Origin of the sequence: Pseudomonas sp. ARP3 (assembly GCF_001029595.1) — a bacterium.
GTDB lineage: Bacteria > Pseudomonadota > Gammaproteobacteria > Pseudomonadales > Pseudomonadaceae > Aquipseudomonas > Aquipseudomonas rhodesiae.
In genome coordinates this window covers 171,217-192,602 of the sequence record NZ_LEKF01000009.1, presented here as the reverse complement: position 1 = coordinate 192,602, position 21,386 = coordinate 171,217, and the positions used below count along the sequence as shown (strand labels likewise).

Sequence of the window (21,386 nt, the reverse complement as noted above, 5' to 3'; positions counted from 1 at the left end):
GGGACTGCGCGCGTCAAAGTTACAGCGTCAGGCTTATAAGCTTTTGAGCCGTATCAGAGCAAAGAACTGCACTTTTCCTACTGAACGCTACACTCCTTTTCAGGCCTGTCTGGTCACGATACCCACCGCACCGTTCGGCCGTCGCAAGGAGGCTTGATGAACGATGAGCTGCAACACCTGAAAAACCTCGGCAAGACCTCAGCGCAGTGGCTGCATGCAGTGGGCATCCACAGTGCATCCGACCTGCGCCGCCTGGGGGCGGTCGATGCCTATCGAGCAGTAAGGACTCGCGGATTTCGGGCATCGAAAGTGTTGCTGTATGCGATCGAAGGGGCTTTGCTGGATGTGCACTGGAACGATATTCCTGCCGAACGCAAGGAAGCCTTGAATCGCCAGCTGGAGGCCGTGTCGTCTCGCCCTAAGAGTTGAGCCTGGCTAGATCTCGCCACTCGGCATTTCGAACGAGCGTTTGAGAAAACCTCAGGTAGCCGCACAAACAACGGTTGACTCTCAAATGAGAATCGTTATGATTATCACAGCTGGTCGCGAGATCAGCCGATAACTGAAAGGCCCTTGGTTCGGACTCTCAGATTATCTCCTCATCAGGCTAATCACGGTTATTTGACCCGGCTTTTGCCGGGTCTTTTTTTGCCTGATAGAAATCCTATTCAGCGCGCGATGACCAATGGATGCCCACGCTCCGGATGCGGCTGCACCAACACTTCAAGGCCGAATACTGCCTTGACGATCTCAGGCTGCAGCACCTGGGTCGGCGTGCCCAAGGCGTAGGGACGTCCCTGCTCCAGGAGCAGCATCCTGTCGCAGTAACGCGCCGCCAGGTTCAGGTCATGCAGGATCACCAGCACCGCCGCTCCGCGGTCAGCAAAGGCACGTATTGCCTGCAGGATGGTGTGTTGGTGCAAGGGGTCGAGCATCGATGTGGGCTCATCCAGCAGCAATGTCTGCCCCGCTTCACCCGGCCACAATTGCGCCAATACCCGTGCCAGGTGCACGCGCTGGCGCTCACCGCCCGATAAGGCCAGATAGTTGCGACCGCTCAGGTGCCCGACATCCGCCGCCTGCAACGCCGCAGCGATGATCTGCTCGTCACGGGTTTTGCCGGTCTGATGGGGCAGGCGCCCCATACCCACCACCTCTTCGACACGGAAAGCAAAATCCAGGGTGGAGGTTTGCGGCAACACTGCCAGGCGCTGAGCACGCTGTGCCCCGCTCCATGCGCTCAAAGCCTGCTGATCCAGCCAGACATTGCCCTGATCTTCTTGCAACTCACCGCTCAAGGTACTCAACAGTGTGCTTTTGCCGGCGCCATTGGGCCCCAGCACGCCGAGCACCTCACCTGGCAGCAGATCGAGGGTTATGTCCGCCAATACGATTTTGCTATCACGCCGGACCTGCACCCCTTCCACCCGCAACATCAGGCGCGTCCTCGTAATAACAAGTACAGAAAAAACGGCGCGCCGATAAATGCAGTCACAATGCCGATCGGTAATTCGGCAGGCGCCAGGGCAAGCCGTGCGATCAGGTCGGCACACAGCAACAAACTCGCGCCCGCCAACACCGACGCAGGCAATAGCACGCGATGATCAGGCCCAGCGAGCAATCGCACCAAGTGCGGCACCACCAAGCCGACAAATCCGATCATCCCCGCCGCAGCCACCGCCGCCCCTACACCCAGGGCGGTGCAAAACACCAGTTCACGTTTAAGCCCTTCGACATCAACGCCCAGGTGGCTCGCTTCAGACTCGCCAAGCAGCAACGCATTCAACGCCTTCGCCCGCCGCGGCAACCACAGCGCCACCCCCGCAGTTACCAGCAACAACGGCCATAGCCTTGAATAGCTGGCACCGTTGAGGCTACCCAGGTTCCAGAACGTGAGTGTGCGCAACGTGGCGTCATCTGCCAGATAGGTAAACAAACCGACTGCCGAACCGGAGAGAGCCGTTAGCGCAATGCCCGCGAGCAGCATCGTGGCCACATGGGTCTGACCATCACGCCTCCCCAGGCGATAAACCAACGCAGTCACCCCCAGCCCACCGGCAAACGCGCACAACGACAGCACATAGGGCCCGAACACATCCGGTAAACCGCCCAGGAACGCAGAGCCGACAATCGCCACCGCCGCCCCCAAGGCCGCACCGCTGGACACCCCAACCAATCCCGGGTCCGCCAACGGGTTACGAAACAGCCCCTGCATCGCCACCCCCGACAACGCCAACACGCCGCCGACCGCCAGGCCCAGCAAGGTGCGCGGCAGCCGGATCTGCCCCAGGATCAGCTCAGCCTGCTCCAGGCCGTGGGCATCGATGGGTAGGCCCATCAAGCGCAAAGCTGCACGAAGCGTATCCCCCAGCGGCAGGCTGACGGGCCCTAAAGCCAATGACAGCCAGGTGGCCAACCCGCATAAGAGCGTCAAGCCGATAAACAACGTTCGTGGTTTTACCAGTGTGGTCATGGTGTAGCTTCAGACGAAGTCGGATAGAACCCGGCCGATAATACTTCCAGACTTTGCGGCAGACGCGGCCCCAATCCGCCAACCAGCAGAGTGGGGTCCACTTCAAGCACCCGGCCCTGTTTGGCCGCTGGCGTCGACGCCAAAATCGGGTTTTCCTTGAACAGCGCCGCACGCGCCGCCGCCCCTGTCAATGCGCGATCCGCAAACACCAGCACCTGCGGACTCAGCCCCGCCAGCGACTCTGCCGAAAAGGGTTTATACCCCGTGTGCGTAGCTAGGTTGTGGCCACCCGCCTGGCGCAGCATCCAGTCCGCTGCCGTGTCCTGGCCAGCAACGAGCGGCTTGCCACCGGCATTGCCAACAAGCAGCAACACACCCGGCGCCTGCCGAGTCGCCTGGATCTTCACGAGGCGGTTTTTCTGCCGTTGCAGCGCCTGCTCATAATCGCCGAACAGTGCGCGCGCCTCAGCCGCCTTACCGAGTAATGTCCCCAGGTGCTCAAGGTTGCTTTTCAGCGCCTGTAAATCTGGCTGTGCGGAAAACATCTCCACTTGCACACCCGCGCTGCGGATCTGCGCCAGCACCGGCGGCGGCCCCATTTCTTCGGTGCCCGCCAGTACCTGCGGACGCAGGCTGAGAATGCCCTCGGCCGACAATTGACGCTGGTAGCCAATACTCGGCAACGTTTTGAGTGTCGCGGGATGCTGGCTGGTGGTATCCACACCCACCAGTTTTGGCTCGCCCCCCAAGGCCACGACCCACTCCGACAGCGCGCCACCGGCACTCACCCAGCGTTGTGGTAGTTCAGAGGCCATTGCCCCGTGATTGATGAGCAAACCAACAACAAGCGCAATAGCGCTGGTACTCAGGCGCATAACAGGGTTTCCTTCCAGGGGCTGGGTCTCAGAACGCTTTTCGAGGAGACAGATTGGCCCTGCCAGGCATCGAACGTAGCGCCCCGTCAGCTGACGAGCGAAGCCCGCATTTGATAATTGTTTGCATTTGAACGTCAAGGTACTTAAGGATTGAAATGAAGTTTCTCTGCTCCTCCGCCGCACTGGCACCCAATACCAGCCTCGGCTTTGATATCGACGGGTGCAAGTTATTGGCTGTGCGCCGCGATGGCATTGCCTACTTCTATATCAACCGTTGCCCCCACCGCGGTGTTGCACTGGAGTGGCAACCCGGCCAATTCCTCGACGACAGCGCCAGCCTGATCCAGTGCGCGACCCACGGTGCCTTGTTCCTGATTGAAACCGGCGAGTGCATCGCCGGACCCTGTGCCGGTAAAAGTCTGGTCGCCCTGCCCGGCCGCGAAGACGCACAGGGCCTGTGGGTGGACCTCTAGTCGAGCAGCACGTCCAAGCGGCGATCCACGCAAATCTCTTCGGCCGTAACACGCACGCCATAGGCCAGCACCTCCACCCCCGCCGCCTTGGCCTCGCGCAGCGCCGCGCCATAGGCCGCATCGATTTCCACGGCCGGGCGCACCGCATCGATCCCCGAAAGATTGACGCAATACAACTGCACCGCCCGCACGCCATCCCGCGCCAGGTAAGCCAACTCCCGCAGATGCTTGGCTCCGCGCTGGGTTACCGCATCGGGAAAGGCCGCCACTCTGGAATCATCGAAACCTAAGGTGACACTTTTAACTTCAACGTAGGCCGCGCCATGGGGATAGTCCAAACGGAAGTCGATACGGCTTTTCTCCTGGCCATAGGGGACTTCGCGCTTCAACGCGGTAAAGCCATCCAACTCGGCGATCACCCCAGCGCGTAGCGCCTCCTCAACCAATTGATTGGCGCGCGCCGTATTCACGCAGGCCAGCCGGCCCTGGGGCGTTTCGGCGATTTCCCAGGTGCCGGGCAACTTGCGCTTGGGGTCATCGGAGCGGCTGAACCAGACCTGCCCGCCTTCGACCATGCAATTGAGCATGGAACCGGTGTTCGGGCAGTGAATCGTGAGTAACTCGCCGGTAACGGTTTCGATATCGGTGAGAAAACGCTTGTAACGGCGAATTAAGCGGCCTTCTTCGAGGGGAGGATAAAAACGCATCAGCCTTGCCAACTCCGCAAACCACGGGCGATGCGCTCCACCGCCTCCTGCAGGCGTTCGATGTTCTGCGTATAGGCAAAGCGCACATGATGGCCGGCCTGATAGCGGCCGAAATCCAGACCGGGTGTGAATGCAACGTGCTCGGTTTCCAGGAAATGACGACAAAATGCGAACGCATCGCCGCCAAACGCGCGAATATCGGCGTATAGATAGAAGGCCCCTTCCGGCTCGACCTCAATGCCAAAGCCCAGCTCCCGTAGCGCCGGCAGCAGGAAATCGCGACGGCGACCGAACTCGGCGCGGCGTTCTTCCAGAATGCTCAATGTTTGCGGGGTAAAACACGCCAGCGCGGCATGCTGAGCCATGCTCGGCGCGCTGATGTAGAGGTTTTGTGCCAGCTTCTCCAGCTCTCCCACCGCTGCGGGCGGCGCCACCAGCCAGCCCAGGCGCCATCCGGTCATCCCGAAATACTTCGAAAAACTATTCAAGACGAAGGCGTCATCATCGACTTCCAGCACACTGGCGGCGTCGGTGCCGTAGGTGAGGCCGTGATAAATCTCATCCACCACCAGATGGCCATCGCGCGCCTTGATTGCACTCGACAGCCCGGCCAGTTCGTCACGGGTGAGAATCGTGCCGGTCGGGTTCGCCGGCGATGCCACCAGGGCGCCCACACTGTCCTGGTTCCAATGCTTGTCCACCAAGTCGGCCGTCAGTTGATAGCGCACGTCCTGGCCTACCGGTACCAGTTGCGCGGCGCCCTCGACCAAGCGCAGAAAATGCCGGTTACATGGGTAACCTGGGTCTGCCAGCAGCCAGTGCTTGCCCGGGTCAACCAGCAAACTGCTGGCCAGCAGCAACGCACCGGAACCGCCGGGCGTGATCAGGATGCGTTCCGGATCGACATTCAAGCCATAGCGTTGCTGATAAAACCCACTGATGGCTTCGCGCAGCTCCGGCAGGCCACGGGCGGCGGTGTAGCGGGTTTTGCCATTGGCCAGCGCGGCCTGGCCGGCCTGGATAATCGGCTCGGCCGTGGTGAAATCCGGCTCGCCGATTTCCAGGTGGATCACATCATGGCCGGCCGCTTGCAGCTCATTGGCACGCGCCAGTAACGCCATGACATGAAAAGGTTCGATGGCGCGACTGCGCGCACTGTAGGGCTGGGCCATTAGCCTTCCTTAACGGTGAGGACAAAATCAGGATTCTACCGAACCCTCGCGGTAAAACATGCTCTATTGCCTGCTCGGTCGTTCGTGATGAACCCGGCACGCGCCAGCAAAACGACTAAAATCAACATTCGAGGCGATCCATACCCAGCCACAGCGGGCTGCTGCAGTTTGCAACCCCTGAGCGAAGGGCTTCGACAACCGGGAGTGGCGCACCCTGAATCTATCTGGTAAGTTCGCCCGCTTGCAGCCGCAGGGCCGGCAGGTGTCGGTGACGTTGCAATCCTGCGCAATGGATTAGAAGAGTGAGAGGCGGTCTATTCATGTCCACCCAAGCAAAGCAACAGCAGCAGAGCCTCAGCGGCTTCACACCTTACGTCGAAACGAAGGGTGAGGAGTACATGGGCAAGCCCATGCGCCAGCACTTCACCAAGATCCTGCAAAAGTGGAAGCAGGACTTGATGCAGGAAGTCGACCGCACGGTTGACCATATGAAGGACGAAGCCGCCAACTTCCCGGACCCGGCCGACCGTGCCAGCCAGGAAGAAGAGTTCGCCCTCGAACTGCGCGCTCGTGATCGCGAACGCAAGCTGATCAAGAAAATCGACAAGACGCTGCAACTGATCGAAGACGAAGAATACGGCTGGTGCGAATCCTGCGGCGTCGAGATCGGCATCCGTCGCCTGGAAGCCCGCCCAACCGCGGACCTGTGCGTAGACTGCAAGACCTTGGCCGAAATCAAGGAAAAACAGGTCGGCAAATAATCCTGCCGGGCTGATCGAATGGGGCGTGCGAACGCTCCATTTTTGTTTCTGGCGTTTGCCGATTTTCCAGTAGTATCCGGCCCATGACAGCCTCTACCTATATCGGGCGTTTCGCCCCCACGCCCAGCGGCCATTTGCATTTCGGCTCCCTGGTCGCCGCCCTCGCCTCCTACCTCGACGCCCGCGCCAATCAAGGCCTCTGGCTTATGCGTATGGAAGATCTGGATCCCCCCCGCGAAGAGCCCGGCGCCCAGGCGGCGATTCTTCATGCCTTGGAGAGCTATGGATTTGAGTGGGACGGTGAACTCGTCCGACAAAGCGAACGGCATGATGCCTACGCCAAAGTATTGAACGACCTGTTCAACCACGGCCTGGCCTACGCCTGCACCTGCTCACGCAAACAGCTGGAGCCTTACAACGGCATCTACCCGGGCCTTTGTCGTAACGCCGGTCATGACCCGCACGACGCAGCCATCCGTTTGCGTGTTCCTGAGCTGGAATACCACTTTACCGACCGAGCACAGGGCCATTTCCGACAGCACTTGGGCCGTGAGGTCGGCGATTTTGTTATCCGTCGGCGCGACGGCCTCTACGCCTACCAGTTGGCCGTGGTGTTGGACGATGCGTGGCAGGGCGTGACCGATATCGTGCGCGGCGCCGACCTTTTGGACTCCACGCCACGCCAGCTGTACCTGCAAGAACTGCTGGGCCTGCGCCAACCGCGCTATTTGCATGTACCGTTGATCGTTCAGCCGGACGGCCACAAATTGGGCAAGTCCTATCGCTCACCGCCGTTGACACCCGACCAAGCCACGCCTTTGCTGTTAAGAGCCTTGCGTGCCCTTGGCCAACAAACGGGCAGCGAACTGCTCTACGCCAGCGCGCGCGAGTTGCTCGATTGGGGCGTCCGGCATTGGGATGCCAACCGCATCCCGCGCGCGCTCACGTTGGCAGAAGCTCAATTGAGCTGAAGGCGCTTGCAGCTTGCCAGCCATCCGTTACCATCGCGGCAGTTTTTAACTCAGAGGCCAACATGTACATCTATCGATTGGTCCTGCTGTTGGTCGTCGGGATCTACCTGTTTTCCCCCGCCATCATGGATTGGTGGATCGACGCCACCGGCGCCTGGTATCGCCCGTATCTGCTGTGGCTGATCCTGATCGTCGTGACCTTCATCCTGCAGAGCCAAAAAGATGCCGATGAGCTTTAGCCTCACTCAGATGCTGCTGATCAGCGCCGCCTACCTGGCCGCGCTGTTCGGCGTCGCCTGGATCAGTGAGCGCGGGATGATCCCGCGGGCGATCATTCGCCATCCGTTGACCTACACCTTGTCCCTTGGGGTCTACGCAAGCGCCTGGGCGTTCTATGGCACGGTGGGCCTGGCGTATCAGTATGGCTACGGGTTTCTGTCCAGCTACCTCGGCGTATCCGGAGCATTCCTACTGGCGCCGGTGCTGCTGTACCCCATATTAAAAATCACCCGGACTTACCAGCTGTCGTCCCTGGCCGACCTGTTTGCGTTTCGCTTCCGCAGCACCTGGGCCGGTGCGCTAACCACTGTGTTCATGTTGATCGGCGTGTTGCCCTTGCTGGCCTTGCAGATCCAAGCGGTGGCCGACTCCATCAGCATCCTTACCCATGAGCCGGTGCAGCATCGCGTGGCCCTGGCCTTTTGCGCGCTGATCACGCTGTTCACGATTTTCTTCGGTTCACGCCACATCGCCACCCGCGAAAAGCACCAGGGGCTGGTATTCGCGATAGCCTTCGAATCGGTGATCAAGCTGATCGCCATCGGCGGCGTCGGCCTCTATGCGCTCTATGGCGTGTTCGATGGCCCACAACAGTTGGAGCTTTGGCTGCTGCAGAACCAGACGGCCCTCGCTGCCCTGCACACACCTTTGCAGGAAGGCCCGTGGCGCACATTGCTGCTGGTGTTCTTCGCGTCGGCAATCGTGATGCCGCACATGTATCACATGACGTTCACCGAGAACCTCAACCCCCGCGCGCTGGTGAGTGCAAGCTGGGGCCTGCCGCTGTTCCTGCTGTTGATGAGCCTCGCCGTGCCGCTGATCCTCTGGGCCGGCCTGAAGCTGGGCGCTACCACCAACCCGGAATACTTCACCCTCGGCATCGGCATGGCCGCCAATAGCCCGGCCCTGGCATTGCTGGCCTATGTCGGCGGTCTGTCGGCGGCCAGTGGCCTGATTATCGTCACCACCCTGGCGCTGTCGGGCATGGCGCTCAACCACTTGGTGTTGCCGCTGTACCAGCCACCGGCGGAAGGCAATATTTACCGTTGGCTGAAATGGACACGCCGTGCGCTGATCGTCGCCATCATCATGGCCGGCTACGGCTTCTACCTGATGCTCGGCGCTGGGCAAGACCTGGCCAACCTCGGCATCGTGGCGTTTGTGGCCACCTTGCAGTTCTTGCCGGGGGTGCTGTCGGTGCTGTACTGGCCGACCGCCAACCGTCGTGGTTTTATCGCGGGGCTGCTCGCGGGGATTCTGGTGTGGGTCGTGACCATGCTGCTGCCACTGGTCGGCAACCTCCAAGGCTTCTACATCCCGTTGCTGAATATGATTTACGTATTGGACGACACCAGTTGGCACATGGCCGCGATTGCCTCCCTGGCCGCCAACGTTTTGATGTTTACCCTGATCTCGCTGTTCACCAACGCCAGCCCCGAGGAAACCAGCGCCGCCGAAGCCTGCGCAGTGGACAACGTGCGCCGCCCGCAACGCCGCGAACTGCACGCAGCCTCGCCCCAGGAGTTCGCCACGCAACTGGCCAAACCCCTGGGCGCCAAGGCCGCACAAAAGGAAGTCGAGCAAGCGCTGCGCGATCTTTATTTGCCCTTTGACGAGCGCCGCCCGTATGCGTTGCGCCGCCTGCGCGACCGTATCGAAGCCAACCTGTCCGGCCTGATGGGCCCCAGCGTTTCCCAAGACATGGTCGAAACCTTTCTGCCCTACAAGGCCGGCGGCGAAAACTACGTGACCGAAGACATTCACTTTATCGAGAGCCGCCTGGAGGACTACCACTCGCGCCTCACCGGCCTGGCCGCCGAACTCGATGCGTTACGCCGTTACCACCGCCAGACCCTGCAGGAGTTGCCCATGGGCGTGTGCTCCCTGGCCAAGGATCAAGAGATTCTGATGTGGAACAAGGCCATGGAAGAGCTGACCGGTATCGCCGCGCAGCGCGTAGTGGGCTCGCGCCTCACGACCTTGGGCGAACCGTGGAAAGAGTTGCTGCAGGGTTTTATCAACCTGCCTGATGAGCACTTGCACAAACAGCACCTGGCCCTCGATGGCCAGACCCGCTGGCTCAACCTGCACAAAGCCGCCATCGACGAGCCCCTGGCCCCCGGCAACAGCGGTTTGGTGTTACTCGTGGAAGATTTGACCGAAACCCAGATGCTCGAAGACAAACTGGTGCATTCCGAGCGCCTGGCCAGCATTGGTCGCCTGGCTGCGGGTGTGGCCCACGAGATCGGCAACCCGATCACCGGCATTGCCTGCCTGGCCCAGAACCTGCGCGAAGAACGGGAAGAAGACGGTGAAATCACTGAAATCAGCGGGCAGATCCTTGAACAGACCAAGCGCGTATCGCGCATCGTGCAGTCCTTGATGAGTTTTGCCCATTCCGGCGCTCATCAGAATCAGGACGAGGCGGTGTGCTTGGCTGAGGTCGCGCAGGATGCCATCGGGCTGCTGGCCTTGAACCGACGCAATTTCGAAGTACAGTTCTTCAACCTGTGCGATCCCGATCATTGGGTCGACGGCGACTCGCAACGCCTGGCCCAAGTCCTGATCAACCTGTTGTCCAACGCTCGCGACGCCTCGCCACCCCACAGTGCGGTACGCGTCAAGAGCGAGGCTTTCGAGCATACGATCGACCTGATCGTGGAAGACGAAGGCAGCGGCATTCCACAGAACATCATGGACCGTTTGTTCGAACCCTTCTTCACTACCAAGGACCCAGGTGAAGGCACCGGTCTGGGCCTTGCACTGGTCTATTCCATCGTTGAAGAGCATTATGGACAAATCACCATCGACAGCCCGGCTGACACCGAAAGCCAACGCGGCACCCGTATTCGGGTGACTTTACCGCGTCATGTCGAAGCGACGTCCGCTGTGAACTGAGACCGTCGAGAGAATTGAATCAATGCCGCACATTTTGATCGTCGAAGACGAAACCATTATCCGCTCTGCCTTGCGTCGCCTGCTTGAACGCAATCAGTATCAAGTCAGCGAAGCCGGCTCGGTGCAGGAAGCCCAGGAGCGCTTCAGCATTCCCACGTTCGACTTGATCGTCAGCGACCTGCGCCTGCCCGGGGCGCCCGGCACTGAGTTGATCAAACTCGGCCAAGGCACCCCGGTGCTGATCATGACCAGCTACGCCAGCCTGCGCTCAGCAGTGGACTCCATGAAGATGGGCGCGGTGGACTACATCGCCAAGCCTTTCGACCATGACGAAATGCTCCAGGCAGTGGCCCGCATCCTGCGCGACCGCCAGTCGGCCAGCAGCGCTCCCGCCGAGCAGCGCCCCGCCAGCAAGGCTGCCAACGGCTCAGAAAAGCCTGGCGTCGACAACAGCAACGGCGAGATCGGCATCATCGGCTCCTGCCCACCGATGCAGGACCTTTACGGCAAGATCCGCAAAGTCGCCCCCACCGACTCCAATGTACTGATCCAGGGTGAATCCGGGACCGGTAAGGAACTGGTGGCCCGCGCCCTGCATAACCTCTCCAAGCGCGCCAAAGCTCCGATGATTTCGGTGAACTGCGCGGCGATCCCAGAATCGCTGATTGAATCCGAACTGTTCGGCCACGAGAAAGGCGCCTTTACCGGCGCCAGCGCTGGACGTGCGGGGCTGGTGGAAGCGGCGGACGGCGGCACGCTGTTCCTCGACGAAATCGGCGAGCTGCCGCTGGAAGCACAGGCGCGGCTGCTGCGAGTACTGCAGGAAGGCGAGATTCGCCGTGTAGGCTCGGTGCAATCGCAAAAGGTGGATGTGCGCCTGATCGCGGCGACCCACCGCGATCTCAAGAGCCTGGCCAAGATCGGCCAGTTCCGTGAAGACTTGTACTATCGCTTGCATGTGATCGCTCTCAAGCTGCCTGCCTTGCGCGAGCGTGGTGCAGACGTCAACGAGATCGCCAATGCCTTCCTGCAGCGCCAGAGCGCGCGCATCAACCGTACCGACCTGAAGTTTGCCCCGGATGCCGAACAGGCCATTCGGCATTACTCATGGCCAGGTAACGTGCGCGAGCTGGAGAACGCCGTGGAACGCGCGGTGATTCTGTCGGAAAGCCCGGAAATTTCCGCTGAGCTGCTGGGCATTGACATCGAACTCAGCGACCTGGAAGACGACGAGTTCATCGGCTTGGCGCCGCAACAGGGCGCGGCCAGTAACACCAGCCATGAGCCGACGGAAGATCTGTCGCTGGAAGATTACTTCCAGCATTTCGTCCTGGAGCATCAGGACCACATGACCGAGACCGAGCTGGCGCGCAAATTAGGCGTGAGCCGCAAGTGCCTGTGGGAACGCCGTCAGCGCTTGGGCATTCCTCGGCGTAAGACCGGCGTGGCCAGCGAGAGCTGAGGGCGCGCCCACCGGTAACACCGGCAAATGTGAAAAAACTGTTACCGCGGACAACCCGCGTAACAAAAGCCGGGGCTTACGGTAACGAAGCCCCGGCTTTTTTTGGCCTGTCAAAAAACCGAAACCTCCTCAACCCCCCGGTTTTGCTGGACGACACAAAAGTTGGCACGCACCCTGCTATATGCTTAGTACAAAAACAATAACAAGCTTTGTACAAGACAATAAAAATAAGACGAATCGACTCACGCATAACAAAAACAACACGGCGGAGGCGCAGCTAACTGATTCTTTTGGAGAGGCGTTGCATTTGGGGCTTGCCCCGCAACCAGGCCGAGAACAACAAAAACTGCCCTAAGGCAGAGCCTGAACTGGTTGGATCGTAGATCAGCAACACAGCGACCAAAGCAATCCGTTTGCTCTTGACTCCCGATTGGGAGTGTCATGAAGGTGAAGCTTCATGGCGAGGGCGATCAACAAAAACAAGAAGCCCGAAATCAATAATAAAAATAGAGCACGCAACTACTTCTGGGGGAGCTTCGGCTCCCCTTGTAGTTTCCGCGATTTGACCTTCCAAAGCTTATGGCGCAATGCCTGCAGCTTGTTCCTACACCATCCCCTGACTAAATGCTAGAATCCCGGCCCATCATGCGGTCATTCTACGTTTTGGCCGAACATTCCTTCAAACAGTGCATCCCATGCTGAAGAAGCTGTTCCAGTCATTCCGTTCTCCCTTGCGTCGTACGCAACACAAACGCAGCACGCCTGAAGTGCTCAATAGCAGCCAGCATTCGCTGCAACGTGCTCAGTTCAGCCGTTATGCGGTGAATATCGTCGAACGGTTGCAGAACGCCGGCTACCAGGCCTACCTGGTGGGTGGTTGCGTACGCGACATGCTGCTCAACATCACGCCCAAGGACTTCGACGTCGCCACCAGCGCCACGCCCGAACAAGTGCGCGCCGAGTTTCGCAATGCGCGGATCATCGGTCGCCGGTTCAAACTGGTGCATATCCACTTTGGCCGAGAAATCATCGAAGTCGCCACATTCCGCGCCGGGCATCCGCAAAACGATGAAGAGGAAGACACCAACCAGTCTTCCCGAAACGAAAGCGGGCGTATCCTGCGTGACAACGTGTACGGCACCCTGGAAGAAGACGCGCAACGCCGCGATTTCACCATCAACGCCTTGTATTACGACCCGGTCAGCGAGCGCATCCTCGATTACGCCAACGGCGTGCACGATATTCGCAACAACCTGATCCGCCTGATCGGCGACCCGACCCAGCGCTACCAAGAAGACCCGGTACGCATGCTGCGCGCCGTGCGGTTCGCCGCCAAGCTAAACTTCGGGATCGAGAAACACACCGCCGCCCCCATTCGCGACCTGGCGCCGATGCTGCGGGAAATCCCCTCGGCGCGCCTGTTCGAAGAAGTGCTCAAGCTGTTCCTCTCGGGTTACGCGGCCGATACCTTCGAAATGCTCGTCGACCTGCAGTTGTTCGATCCGCTGTTCCCGGCCAGTGCCGAGGCGCTGGAATACAACCCCACCTACACCCACACGCTGATCAGCGAAGCGCTGATCAATACCGACCTGCGCATCAAGCAGAACAAGCCGGTGACACCAGCCTTCCTGTTTGCTGCGCTGTTGTGGCCAGCCCTGCCAAAACGTGTGCTGCGCTTGCAGGAACGGGGCATGCCGCCGATTCCGGCCATGCAGGAAGCCGCTCACGAGTTGATCGCTGAGCAGTGCCAGCGCATTGCAATTCCGAAACGTTTCACCCTGCCGATCCGCGAGATCTGGGACATGCAGGAACGCCTGCCACGCCGCAGCGGCAAACGCGCCGATCTGTTGCTGGACAACCCGCGCTTCCGCGCCGGCTACGATTTCTTGCTGTTGCGCGAAAGCGCCGGCGAACAGACCGACGGCCTGGGCGAATGGTGGACCGACTACCAGGATGCCAATGACAGCGAACGCCGCGAGATGATCCGTGAGCTGGGCAGCAAAGGCGATGGTGCTGGCGAAGGGCCGAAAAAGCGTCGTCGCAGCGGTGCCAAGCGCAAACGTAGCGCCGCCGATGCATCGGGCACCGCAGGCGAGTAACCGTGGAACGTATCTACATCGGCATGGGCAGCAACCTGGCGGCCCCGGAGCAACAACTGCGCAATGCTGTCCAAGCGCTGGCGCGGTTGCCCGGCACTACCCTCGCCGGGGTGTCCGCCTTCTATCAAAGTGACTCCCTATTGCCCGGGCAACCGCGTTACACCAACGCAGTGGCAGCCTTGGACAGCGACCTGGCGCCCCTGGACCTGCTCGACGCGCTGCAAGCTATCGAAAATGACCAAGGCCGCGAACGCCTCGAACGCTGGGGCCCTCGTACCCTTGATCTGGATATCCTGCTGTTTGGCGATCACCTGATCGACCAGCCGCGCCTGAAAGTGCCCCACTACCAGATGCACTTGCGTGCGTTTGTGTTGTACCCGTTGGCCGAACTGGCGCCCGCCGCATTGCAATTGCCGGATGGCAGACGCCTCAGCGCCCTGCTCGAAGCCTGCCCGTTTGTCGGCCTGGAACGGCTCCCAGTTGCTGAATCGCGTCAGTAACAGCGGTAACACCGCCGTCGTAACAATGCGGTAACACATCCAATTGACTTCCCGTGCCCTCCTCACGACTATAGGCGTCCCGCTGCCGCCAACCCGGCGCTAAAGGGCGCAATCCAGGCCTTATAAGCACTGCTCTCAAGACGGTGCGCCTGTATAAACGAAGACTCACGCGCGTTACTCGCTGTTTCCAAGCGCCTGAACGAGGACCCTTTTCATGCCAGACATTACCCTGACCACCTTGCAGAGCCTCAAGCTCAAAGGTGAAAAAATCGCCATGCTGACCTGCTATGACGCCACTTTCGCCCACGCCAGTTGCCAGGCCGGGGTCGAGGTGTTGCTGGTGGGCGACTCCCTGGGCATGGTTCTTCAAGGGAATGACAGCACACTGCCTGTGACCACGGATGAACTGGCGTACCACACCGCCAGCGTCAAGCGCGGCAATGATGGTGCGTTCATCATCGCCGACCTGCCGTTCATGGGGTACGCCACCCTCGAACAAACCTTCCTGAACGCCGGAAAACTGATGCAGGCCGGCGCCCACATGGTCAAGGTCGAAGGCGCCGTATGGCTTGCCGAGTCGATCCGCCTGCTGGCTGAGCGCGGCGTGCCGGTATGCGCACACATGGGCCTCACCCCGCAGTCGGTCAATCTGCTCGGCGGCTATAAAGTGCAAGGCCGCCAGGAAGCCCAAGCGCGACAGATGCGTGCCGATGCCATCGCCCTGGAGCAAGCCGGCGCCGCAATGATTCTGCTGGAATGCGTGCCGAGCGAACTGGCCGCTGAAATCACCCAGGCCGTCAAAGTACCGGTGATTGGAATTGGCGCCGGTTCGGCCACCGATGGCCAGGTACTGGTGCTGCACGACATGCTCGGGCTGTCGATCAGCGGCCGGGTTCCGAAGTTCGTCAAGAACTTCATGCTCGGCCAGGACAGCATCCACGCCGCCTTGAGCGCCTATGTCGCCGAAGTCAAAGGCGTGACCTTCCCCGGCGCCGAACACGGATTTTCTGCATGAACACCGTAAAAACCGTACGAGAACTGCGATCGGCCGTGGCCCATGCGCGCAAGGCCGGTAAACGCATCGGCTTTGTGCCCACCATGGGCAACCTGCACAGCGGCCACGCCACGCTGGTGACCAAGGCCGCGCAACAGGCCGAATTCGTGGTGGCGAGTATCTTCGTCAATCCACTGCAATTCGGCGCAGGCGAAGACCTGGATAAATACCCCCGCACCCTGGCCGCCGACCAGGAAAAACTCCTGCAGGCTGGCTGCAACCTGCTGTTCGCGCCGACCGTCGAAGAGATGTACCCCGACGGCATGGCCGGCCAGACCCGCGTCAGTGTCCCGCAATTGTCCGAAGGTCTGTGTGGCGCCAGCCGCCCCGGTCACTTCGAGGGCGTGGCCACGGTAGTCAGCAAGCTGTTCAATATGGTTCAGCCGGACATCGCGGTGTTTGGTCAAAAGGACTACCAGCAACTGGCCGTGATTCGCGCCATGGTGCGCGACCTGAACATGCCGATCCAGATCATCGGCGAACCCACCGTACGCGCCGACGACGGCCTGGCGCTGTCCTCGCGCAACGGTTACCTCAGCGATGAACAACGTGCCATCGCGCCGGTGCTGTACCGCAGCCTCAGCCAGATGGCCGCTGCGATCAAATCCGGCGATCGCGATTTCGCCAGGCTGCGCGCCGAACAGGTGGAGCAGATCGAAGCCGCCGGGTTGCGCCTGGATTACCTGGAAGTGCGTCAGGGCGTAAATCTGCGCTCGGCCACGGCCGAAGACCGTGACCTGGTGATTCTGGTCGCCGCCTATCTGGGCGCAACCCGCCTGATCGACAACCTGCACCTGACCCTCGACTGACCCTGCCGACACCCCGCCATTGCTCCGCCCGCTGTGCCGGTATAAAAAAGTACCGGCTACAGCACAGACAAAGCCAAGACATATGCCCACGCTAGGTTTAATGTAATCGCCCTGCGCTATGGTTAGCGCTATCTGGAACCCAGCCCCTAATAAAAGACTGGATGTTCCGGGCTTTGAAGTGTCCTAAAGGCAGTCCCCGTAATAAAAGGAAACCCGCAGCGATGGCGTACTACCGCACTCCTCATGACGTTACCGCTCTGCCCGCCTGGCAAGCGCTCACTCAACACCGCCAAGCCATGCAGGATTTCAGCATGCGCGAAGCGTTCAATGCCGATCCCCAGCGTTTTTCCCAATTCACCTTGAGCAGCTGCGGACTTTTCCTCGATTACTCGAAAAACCTGATCACCAGCGAAACCCGTGACCTGCTGGTGGCCCTGGCCAAGGAAGTCAATCTCAAGGGCGCCATCGATTCGCTGTATGCCGGCGACCCAGTCAACTCGTCCGAAGGCCGCCCGGCCCTGCACACGGCCCTGCGCCGTCCGGTGGGCGACAAGTTGTCGGTCAACGGCGTGAACATCATGCCGGACGTGCACAAAGTGCTGAATCAGATCACTGATCTGGTCGGCCGTATCCATGACGGCTTGTGGCGTGGCTACACCGAAAAACCGATCACCGACGTGGTGAACATCGGTATCGGTGGCTCGTTCCTCGGCCCGGAGCTGGTCTCCGAAGCCCTGCTGTCCTACGCTCATAAGGGCGTACGCTGCCATTACCTGGCGAACATCGACGGCAGTGAGTTCCACGAACTGACCATGAAGCTGCGCGCCGAGACCACGCTGTTTATCGTCTCGTCGAAATCCTTCAACACCCTGGAAACCTTGAAGAACGCCCAGGCCGCACGCGCATGGTACCTGGCCCAGGGTGGCTCGGAAGCCGAGCTGTATCGCCACTTTATTGCAGTGTCGAGCAACAACGCGGCAGCTGTGGCCTTCGGTATCCGCGAAGAAAACATCTTCCCGATGTGGGACTGGGTCGGCGGCCGTTACTCGCTGTGGTCGGCCATCGGCTTGCCCATCGCCCTGGCCATCGGTATGTCCAACTTCAAGGAATTGCTGTCCGGCGCCTACACCATGGACCAGCATTTCCAGAACGCACCGTTCGAAGCCAACATGCCCGTGCTGCTGGGCCTTTTGGGCGTGTGGTACGGCAATTTCTGGGGTGCGCAGAGCCATGCGATCCTGCCGTACGACCACTATCTGCGTAACATCACCAAGCACTTGCAACAGTTGGACATGGAATCCAACGGCAAGAGCGTGCGCCAGGACGGCACGCCGGTGTCCACCGACACAGGCCCGGTGATCTGGGGCGGCGTGGGGTGCAACGGTCAACACGCGTACCACCAGTTGCTGCACCAAGGGACTCAGTTGATTCCGGCCGACTTCATCGTGCCGATTGTCAGCTTCAACCCTGTGTCCGATCACCATCAGTGGCTGTACGCCAACTGCCTGTCTCAAAGCCAGGCGCTGATGCTCGGCAAAACCCGCAGCGAAGCCGAAGCCGAGTTGCGTGACAAGGGCATCGCCGAGGAAGAGGTGCAGAAGCTGGCGCCGCATAAGGTGATCCCGGGCAACCGCCCGAGCAACACGTTGGTGGTCGAGCGCATCAGCCCGCGTCGCCTGGGTGCTCTGGTCGCCATGTATGAGCACAAAGTGTTTGTACAAAGTGTGATCTGGGGTATCAACGCTTTCGACCAATGGGGTGTGGAGCTGGGTAAAGAACTGGGCAAGGGCGTGTACAACCGCCTGACCGGTGCCGAAGAAACCTCGGCCGAGGATGCTTCGACCCAGGGCCTGATCAACTACTTCCGCGGGCGTCACCGCGGCTGATCGCACTGCCGCAAGGCCAACGTCCGTTTGGACGTTGGCCTTGCCCCCTCCCCACGCTGGGTGCATCTTTATGCCTTGTCCCGACAACAAGAATAAGGACCGCTCATGTTCGATATCAGCACGTTTCCCGCCGCCGATGCCGTCCGCCGGGCAGCACAACTCAGTCAAGAGGACTATCAGCGCCTCTACCGCCAATCCATCGAGCAACCCGATACTTTTTGGGCCGAGCAGGCCAGCGCTTTTCTCGACTGGATAACCCCATGGCATACCGTCCAACTGTCAGATATCAACACCGGTGCCGCCCATTGGTTCGCCGGCGGCCAGTTGAACGTCAGCTATAACTGCATCGATCGCCACCTCCAGCACCGCGCCGATCAGCCGGCCTTCATCTGGGAGGGCGACGATCCGACAAACTCCAGCAAGATCACCTACCGCCAACTGCACCAGAACGTTTGCCGCCTGGCCAACGTGCTGAAAAGCCGTGGCGTGAAGAAAGGTGACCGGGTGTGCATCTACATGCCCATGATCCCCGAAGCCGCCTACGCCATGCTGGCCTGCACGCGCATCGGCGCAGTGCACTCGGTCGTGTTCGGTGGATTCTCGCCGGATGCCCTGCGCGACCGCATCCTGGACGCCGATTGCCGCACCGTGATCACCGCCGACGAGGGTGTGCGCGGCGGCAAGCCGGTGGCGCTGAAAAACAATGTCGACAAAGCCCTGGCCAGTTGCCCGCGTGTGAGCACCGTGCTGGTTGTGCAACGTACCGGCGCGTCCGTGAATTGGAGCGACGGCCGTGACCTGAAATATCAAGAAACCCTGGCCGCCGCCAGCGATGATTGCCCGCCCGAGCCCATGGACGCCGAAGACCCGCTGTTCATCCTGTACACCTCCGGCAGCACCGGCAAACCCAAGGGCGTGCTGCACACCACCGGGGGCTACCTGCTGCAAGCGGCGATGACCTTCAAGTACGTGCTCGACTACCGCGACGGCGAAGTCTTCTGGTGCACCGCCGATGTCGGCTGGGTCACCGGCCACAGCTACATCGTGTATGGACCGCTGGCCAACGGCGCCACCTCGCTGATGTTCGAAGGCGTCCCCAGCTACCCGGACAGCTCGCGCTTCTGGCAAGTGATCGACAAGCACCAGGTGAATATCTTCTACACCGCCCCCACCGCGTTACGCGCCTTGATGCGTGAGGGACACGGCCCGCTGGAGAGCACTTCCCGCGCCAGCCTGCGCCTGCTGGGCAGCGTAGGCGAGCCCATCAACCCGGAAGCCTGGGACTGGTACTTCAACGCCGTGGGCGAACAACGTTGCCCGATTGTCGATACCTGGTGGCAGACCGAAACCGGCGGCATCATGCTCAGCCCGCTGGTCAGTGCCCAGCGCATCAAACCCGGCTGCGCTACTCAGCCGATGTTTGGCGTACAGCCGGTACTGCTGGACGAACACGGCCGCCCTTTCACTGGCCCAGGCTGCGGCGTGCTGGCAATCCAGGCCAGCTGGCCGGGGCAGATCCGCAGCGTCTACGGCGATCCGCAACGCATGATCGACACTTATTTCAAACCCTACCCCGGCTATTACTTCACCGGCGACGGCGCGCGGCGCGATGAGGATGGCGATTACTGGATCACCGGGCGTATCGATGATGTGATCAACGTCTCCGGTCATCGGATCGGTACTGCCGAAGTGGAGAGCGCTCTGGTTCTACACGACCAAGTGGCCGAAGCCGCAGTGGTGGGCTATCCCCATGATGTGAAGGGTCAGGGCATCTATGCGTTTGTCACGCCCATGAACGGCGTGGAGCCCAGCGATTCGCTGAAAAAACACCTGTTGGAACTGGTCAGCCAGGAAATCGGCAGCTTTGCCAAGCCGGAACTGCTCCAATGGGCACCGGCCCTGCCGAAAACCCGCTCCGGCAAGATCATGCGCAGAATTCTGCGCAAGATTGCCTGCAACGAGCTGGACAGCCTCGGCGACACCTCAACCCTGGCCGACCCCAGCGTAGTGGACGGCCTCATCGACAAACGCTTGAACCGATAGGAAGCCTTACGTCGCCATGGAATTTATCCGCAGCCGTATCGAAAGCCAGTTGATGAGTCTGACGGGGCTGTCACTGGGCCAGTTGGACTTGGAGAACCCCAAGGGCGATCCAGGCCTGTTCGGGCCGGATTCGATCAGTTGGCAAGTGCATGGCGACTTCAGCAGCATGCTGATCGGCGGGATCAGCGCATTGATGCTGCAAGCCCTGCACCCCCTGGCGCTGGCCGGAGTGTGGGACCACTCGAACTTTCGCCAGGACATGCTTGGACGTCTGCGACGTACCTCGCAGTTCATTTCCGGCACCACCTTCGGCGCGCGCAAGGACGCTGATTGGCTGATCGAGAAAGTGCGCACCATCCACCTGCAAGTGGTCGGCCACGCCCCGGACGGGCGCCCCTACGCGGCGAGCGATCCGGCGCTGCTGACGTGGGTGCATGTGGCGGAAGTGAGCAACTTTCTCGCCGCCCATCTGCGCTATCGCAACCCACGCCTCTCAGGCGCCGATCAGGACCGTTACTACAGCGAGATTGCGCTGGTCGCCGAACGCTTGGGCGCGCAGAACGTACCGCGTTCCAGGCAGGAAATTTCTGAGTATCTAGAGCGCATCCGCCCCGAACTGCTATGCGACGAGCGCAGCCGGGAAGTGCTACGCCTGCTGCTCAATGCGCCCGCGCCCAGCCCCTTGGCCAAGCCGTTTGGCGCTCTGATGATGCAGGCCGGCATCGACCTGCTGCCGGATTGGGCCAGTGAAATGCTCGATCAGCATCAGAACCCGCTGCAGCGCCGGATGATCCGAGCCGGGGTCAAGCGCAGCGCACCGTTGCTACGCTGGGCGATGCGCGATGGTTCGGTGCACCGCGCCCATCGACGGATGGGGTTGCTGTAGGCCGCATCCCTTAGCTGGTAGACTTCGCGCCCTCATTG

Annotated in this window: 19 protein-coding genes; 14 read left to right on the top strand and 5 right to left on the bottom strand. The window is 60.6% G+C overall.

Annotated elements, in window-relative coordinates; genetic code table 11:
* Positions 1-156: 156 nt before the first annotated feature.
* Positions 157-429 (top strand): TfoX/Sxy family protein, encoded by a 273-nt coding sequence (locus ABX75_RS13195; protein WP_034100663.1) that lies wholly within the window; start codon positions 157-159, stop codon positions 427-429.
* 239 nt (positions 430-668) lie between these two features.
* On the opposite strand, the gene ABX75_RS13190 is transcribed toward ABX75_RS13195, so the two are convergent.
* Genes ABX75_RS13190 through ABX75_RS13180 form a run of 3 tightly spaced genes read right to left on the bottom strand, consistent with a single transcriptional unit; the run spans position 669 to position 3,348 of the window.
* Positions 669-1,436: a heme ABC transporter ATP-binding protein gene (locus tag ABX75_RS13190; protein WP_034100665.1), complete on the bottom strand. Its 768-nt coding sequence runs from the start codon at positions 1,434-1,436 to the stop codon at positions 669-671.
* Positions 1,436-2,473 carry an iron ABC transporter permease gene (locus tag ABX75_RS13185; protein WP_034100667.1) on the bottom strand — a complete coding sequence of 346 codons (1,038 nt, stop codon included), beginning with the start codon at positions 2,471-2,473 and terminating at the stop codon, positions 1,436-1,438. Before ABX75_RS13185 ends, ABX75_RS13190 begins: the two co-directional genes overlap by 1 nt.
* Positions 2,470-3,348 carry a hemin ABC transporter substrate-binding protein gene (locus tag ABX75_RS13180; protein WP_047882062.1) on the bottom strand — a complete coding sequence of 293 codons (879 nt, stop codon included), beginning with the start codon at positions 3,346-3,348 and terminating at the stop codon, positions 2,470-2,472. The genes ABX75_RS13185 and ABX75_RS13180 overlap by 4 nt, the downstream gene beginning before the upstream one ends.
* Before the next feature lie 155 nt (positions 3,349-3,503).
* Here ABX75_RS13180 and ABX75_RS13175 point away from each other — a divergent pair, with 155 nt between their 5' ends.
* Positions 3,504-3,821, top strand: a complete 318-nt coding sequence (locus ABX75_RS13175) for a Rieske 2Fe-2S domain-containing protein (protein ID WP_047882061.1) — start codon at positions 3,504-3,506, stop codon at positions 3,819-3,821.
* On the opposite strand, the gene sfsA is transcribed toward ABX75_RS13175, so the two are convergent.
* Entirely contained in the window at positions 3,818-4,528 is a 711-nt protein-coding gene (sfsA, locus tag ABX75_RS13170; protein WP_034100672.1) for a DNA/RNA nuclease SfsA, read from the bottom strand. The two genes, ABX75_RS13175 and sfsA, sit on opposite strands and share 4 nt — an antisense overlap.
* On the bottom strand, positions 4,528-5,700 hold the full coding sequence (locus ABX75_RS13165; RefSeq protein WP_047882060.1) for a pyridoxal phosphate-dependent aminotransferase: 1,173 nt from the start codon (positions 5,698-5,700) through the stop codon (positions 4,528-4,530). Before ABX75_RS13165 ends, sfsA begins: the two co-directional genes overlap by 1 nt.
* A 320-nt stretch (positions 5,701-6,020) precedes the next feature.
* On the opposite strand from ABX75_RS13165, the gene dksA reads away from it, so the two are divergent.
* From dksA to ABX75_RS13105, 12 genes are all read left to right on the top strand, one after another.
* Entirely contained in the window at positions 6,021-6,461 is a 441-nt protein-coding gene (gene dksA, locus ABX75_RS13160) for an RNA polymerase-binding protein DksA (protein ID WP_034100675.1), read from the top strand.
* 83 nt (positions 6,462-6,544) lie between these two features.
* The gene (gene gluQRS, locus ABX75_RS13155; protein ID WP_034100676.1) at positions 6,545-7,432 is read left to right on the top strand and encodes a tRNA glutamyl-Q(34) synthetase GluQRS; all 888 of its coding nucleotides are present in this window, start codon (positions 6,545-6,547) and stop codon (positions 7,430-7,432) included.
* A 62-nt stretch (positions 7,433-7,494) separates the two neighbouring features.
* Positions 7,495-7,671 carry a hypothetical protein gene (locus tag ABX75_RS29020; protein ID WP_003176118.1) on the top strand — a complete coding sequence of 59 codons (177 nt, stop codon included), beginning with the start codon at positions 7,495-7,497 and terminating at the stop codon, positions 7,669-7,671.
* Positions 7,655-10,609 (top strand): sensor histidine kinase, encoded by a 2,955-nt coding sequence (locus ABX75_RS13145; RefSeq protein WP_162276695.1) that lies wholly within the window; start codon positions 7,655-7,657, stop codon positions 10,607-10,609. Before ABX75_RS29020 ends, ABX75_RS13145 begins: the two co-directional genes overlap by 17 nt.
* Positions 10,610-10,631: 22 nt before the next feature.
* Complete coding sequence (locus ABX75_RS13140; RefSeq protein WP_034100681.1) at positions 10,632-12,071, top strand: sigma-54 dependent transcriptional regulator; 1,440 nt, start codon at positions 10,632-10,634, stop codon at positions 12,069-12,071.
* A gap of 695 nt (positions 12,072-12,766) precedes the next feature.
* Positions 12,767-14,170: a polynucleotide adenylyltransferase PcnB gene (locus tag ABX75_RS13135; protein WP_034100683.1), complete on the top strand. Its 1,404-nt coding sequence runs from the start codon at positions 12,767-12,769 to the stop codon at positions 14,168-14,170.
* A 2-nt stretch (positions 14,171-14,172) separates the two neighbouring features.
* Positions 14,173-14,670, top strand: a complete 498-nt coding sequence (folK, locus tag ABX75_RS13130) for a 2-amino-4-hydroxy-6-hydroxymethyldihydropteridine diphosphokinase (RefSeq protein ID WP_034100686.1) — start codon at positions 14,173-14,175, stop codon at positions 14,668-14,670.
* Positions 14,671-14,884: 214 nt separating this feature from the next.
* Positions 14,885-15,685: a 3-methyl-2-oxobutanoate hydroxymethyltransferase gene (gene panB, locus ABX75_RS13125; protein WP_034100689.1), complete on the top strand. Its 801-nt coding sequence runs from the start codon at positions 14,885-14,887 to the stop codon at positions 15,683-15,685.
* Positions 15,682-16,533, top strand: coding sequence for a pantoate--beta-alanine ligase (gene panC / locus ABX75_RS13120; RefSeq protein ID WP_034100690.1), 852 nt, complete (start codon positions 15,682-15,684; stop codon positions 16,531-16,533). Before panB ends, panC begins: the two co-directional genes overlap by 4 nt.
* A 221-nt stretch (positions 16,534-16,754) precedes the next feature.
* Positions 16,755-18,419: a glucose-6-phosphate isomerase gene (pgi, locus tag ABX75_RS13115; RefSeq protein WP_034100692.1), complete on the top strand. Its 1,665-nt coding sequence runs from the start codon at positions 16,755-16,757 to the stop codon at positions 18,417-18,419.
* Between the two features lie 105 nt (positions 18,420-18,524).
* Positions 18,525-20,462, top strand: a complete 1,938-nt coding sequence (acs, locus tag ABX75_RS13110) for an acetate--CoA ligase (RefSeq protein ID WP_047882059.1) — start codon at positions 18,525-18,527, stop codon at positions 20,460-20,462.
* A 16-nt stretch (positions 20,463-20,478) separates the two neighbouring features.
* A complete protein-coding gene (locus ABX75_RS13105) occupies positions 20,479-21,348 on the top strand; it encodes an oxygenase MpaB family protein (protein WP_047882058.1) in 870 nt (289 codons plus the stop codon).
* Positions 21,349-21,386 lie beyond the last annotated feature (38 nt).

Excerpts from the sequence above, each read along its gene's own strand:
- ABX75_RS13195 (WP_034100663.1), top strand. The coding sequence starts at position 157 with ATGAACGATGAGCTGCAACACCTGAAAAACCTCGGCAAGACCTCAGCG.
- ABX75_RS13190 (WP_034100665.1), bottom strand. The coding sequence starts at position 1,436 with ATGTTGCGGGTGGAAGGGGTGCAGGTCCGGCGTGATAGCAAAATCGTA.
- ABX75_RS13185 (WP_034100667.1), bottom strand. The coding sequence starts at position 2,473 with ATGACCACACTGGTAAAACCACGAACGTTGTTTATCGGCTTGACGCTC.
- ABX75_RS13180 (WP_047882062.1), bottom strand. The coding sequence starts at position 3,348 with ATGCGCCTGAGTACCAGCGCTATTGCGCTTGTTGTTGGTTTGCTCATC.
- ABX75_RS13175 (WP_047882061.1), top strand. The coding sequence starts at position 3,504 with ATGAAGTTTCTCTGCTCCTCCGCCGCACTGGCACCCAATACCAGCCTC.
- sfsA (WP_034100672.1), bottom strand. The coding sequence starts at position 4,528 with ATGCGTTTTTATCCTCCCCTCGAAGAAGGCCGCTTAATTCGCCGTTAC.
- ABX75_RS13165 (WP_047882060.1), bottom strand. The coding sequence starts at position 5,700 with ATGGCCCAGCCCTACAGTGCGCGCAGTCGCGCCATCGAACCTTTTCAT.
- dksA (WP_034100675.1), top strand. The coding sequence starts at position 6,021 with ATGTCCACCCAAGCAAAGCAACAGCAGCAGAGCCTCAGCGGCTTCACA.
- gluQRS (WP_034100676.1), top strand. The coding sequence starts at position 6,545 with ATGACAGCCTCTACCTATATCGGGCGTTTCGCCCCCACGCCCAGCGGC.
- ABX75_RS29020 (WP_003176118.1), top strand. The coding sequence starts at position 7,495 with ATGTACATCTATCGATTGGTCCTGCTGTTGGTCGTCGGGATCTACCTG.
- ABX75_RS13145 (WP_162276695.1), top strand. The coding sequence starts at position 7,655 with ATGCCGATGAGCTTTAGCCTCACTCAGATGCTGCTGATCAGCGCCGCC.
- ABX75_RS13140 (WP_034100681.1), top strand. The coding sequence starts at position 10,632 with ATGCCGCACATTTTGATCGTCGAAGACGAAACCATTATCCGCTCTGCC.
- ABX75_RS13135 (WP_034100683.1), top strand. The coding sequence starts at position 12,767 with ATGCTGAAGAAGCTGTTCCAGTCATTCCGTTCTCCCTTGCGTCGTACG.
- panB (WP_034100689.1), top strand. The coding sequence starts at position 14,885 with ATGCCAGACATTACCCTGACCACCTTGCAGAGCCTCAAGCTCAAAGGT.
- panC (WP_034100690.1), top strand. The coding sequence starts at position 15,682 with ATGAACACCGTAAAAACCGTACGAGAACTGCGATCGGCCGTGGCCCAT.
- pgi (WP_034100692.1), top strand. The coding sequence starts at position 16,755 with ATGGCGTACTACCGCACTCCTCATGACGTTACCGCTCTGCCCGCCTGG.
- acs (WP_047882059.1), top strand. The coding sequence starts at position 18,525 with ATGTTCGATATCAGCACGTTTCCCGCCGCCGATGCCGTCCGCCGGGCA.
- ABX75_RS13105 (WP_047882058.1), top strand. The coding sequence starts at position 20,479 with ATGGAATTTATCCGCAGCCGTATCGAAAGCCAGTTGATGAGTCTGACG.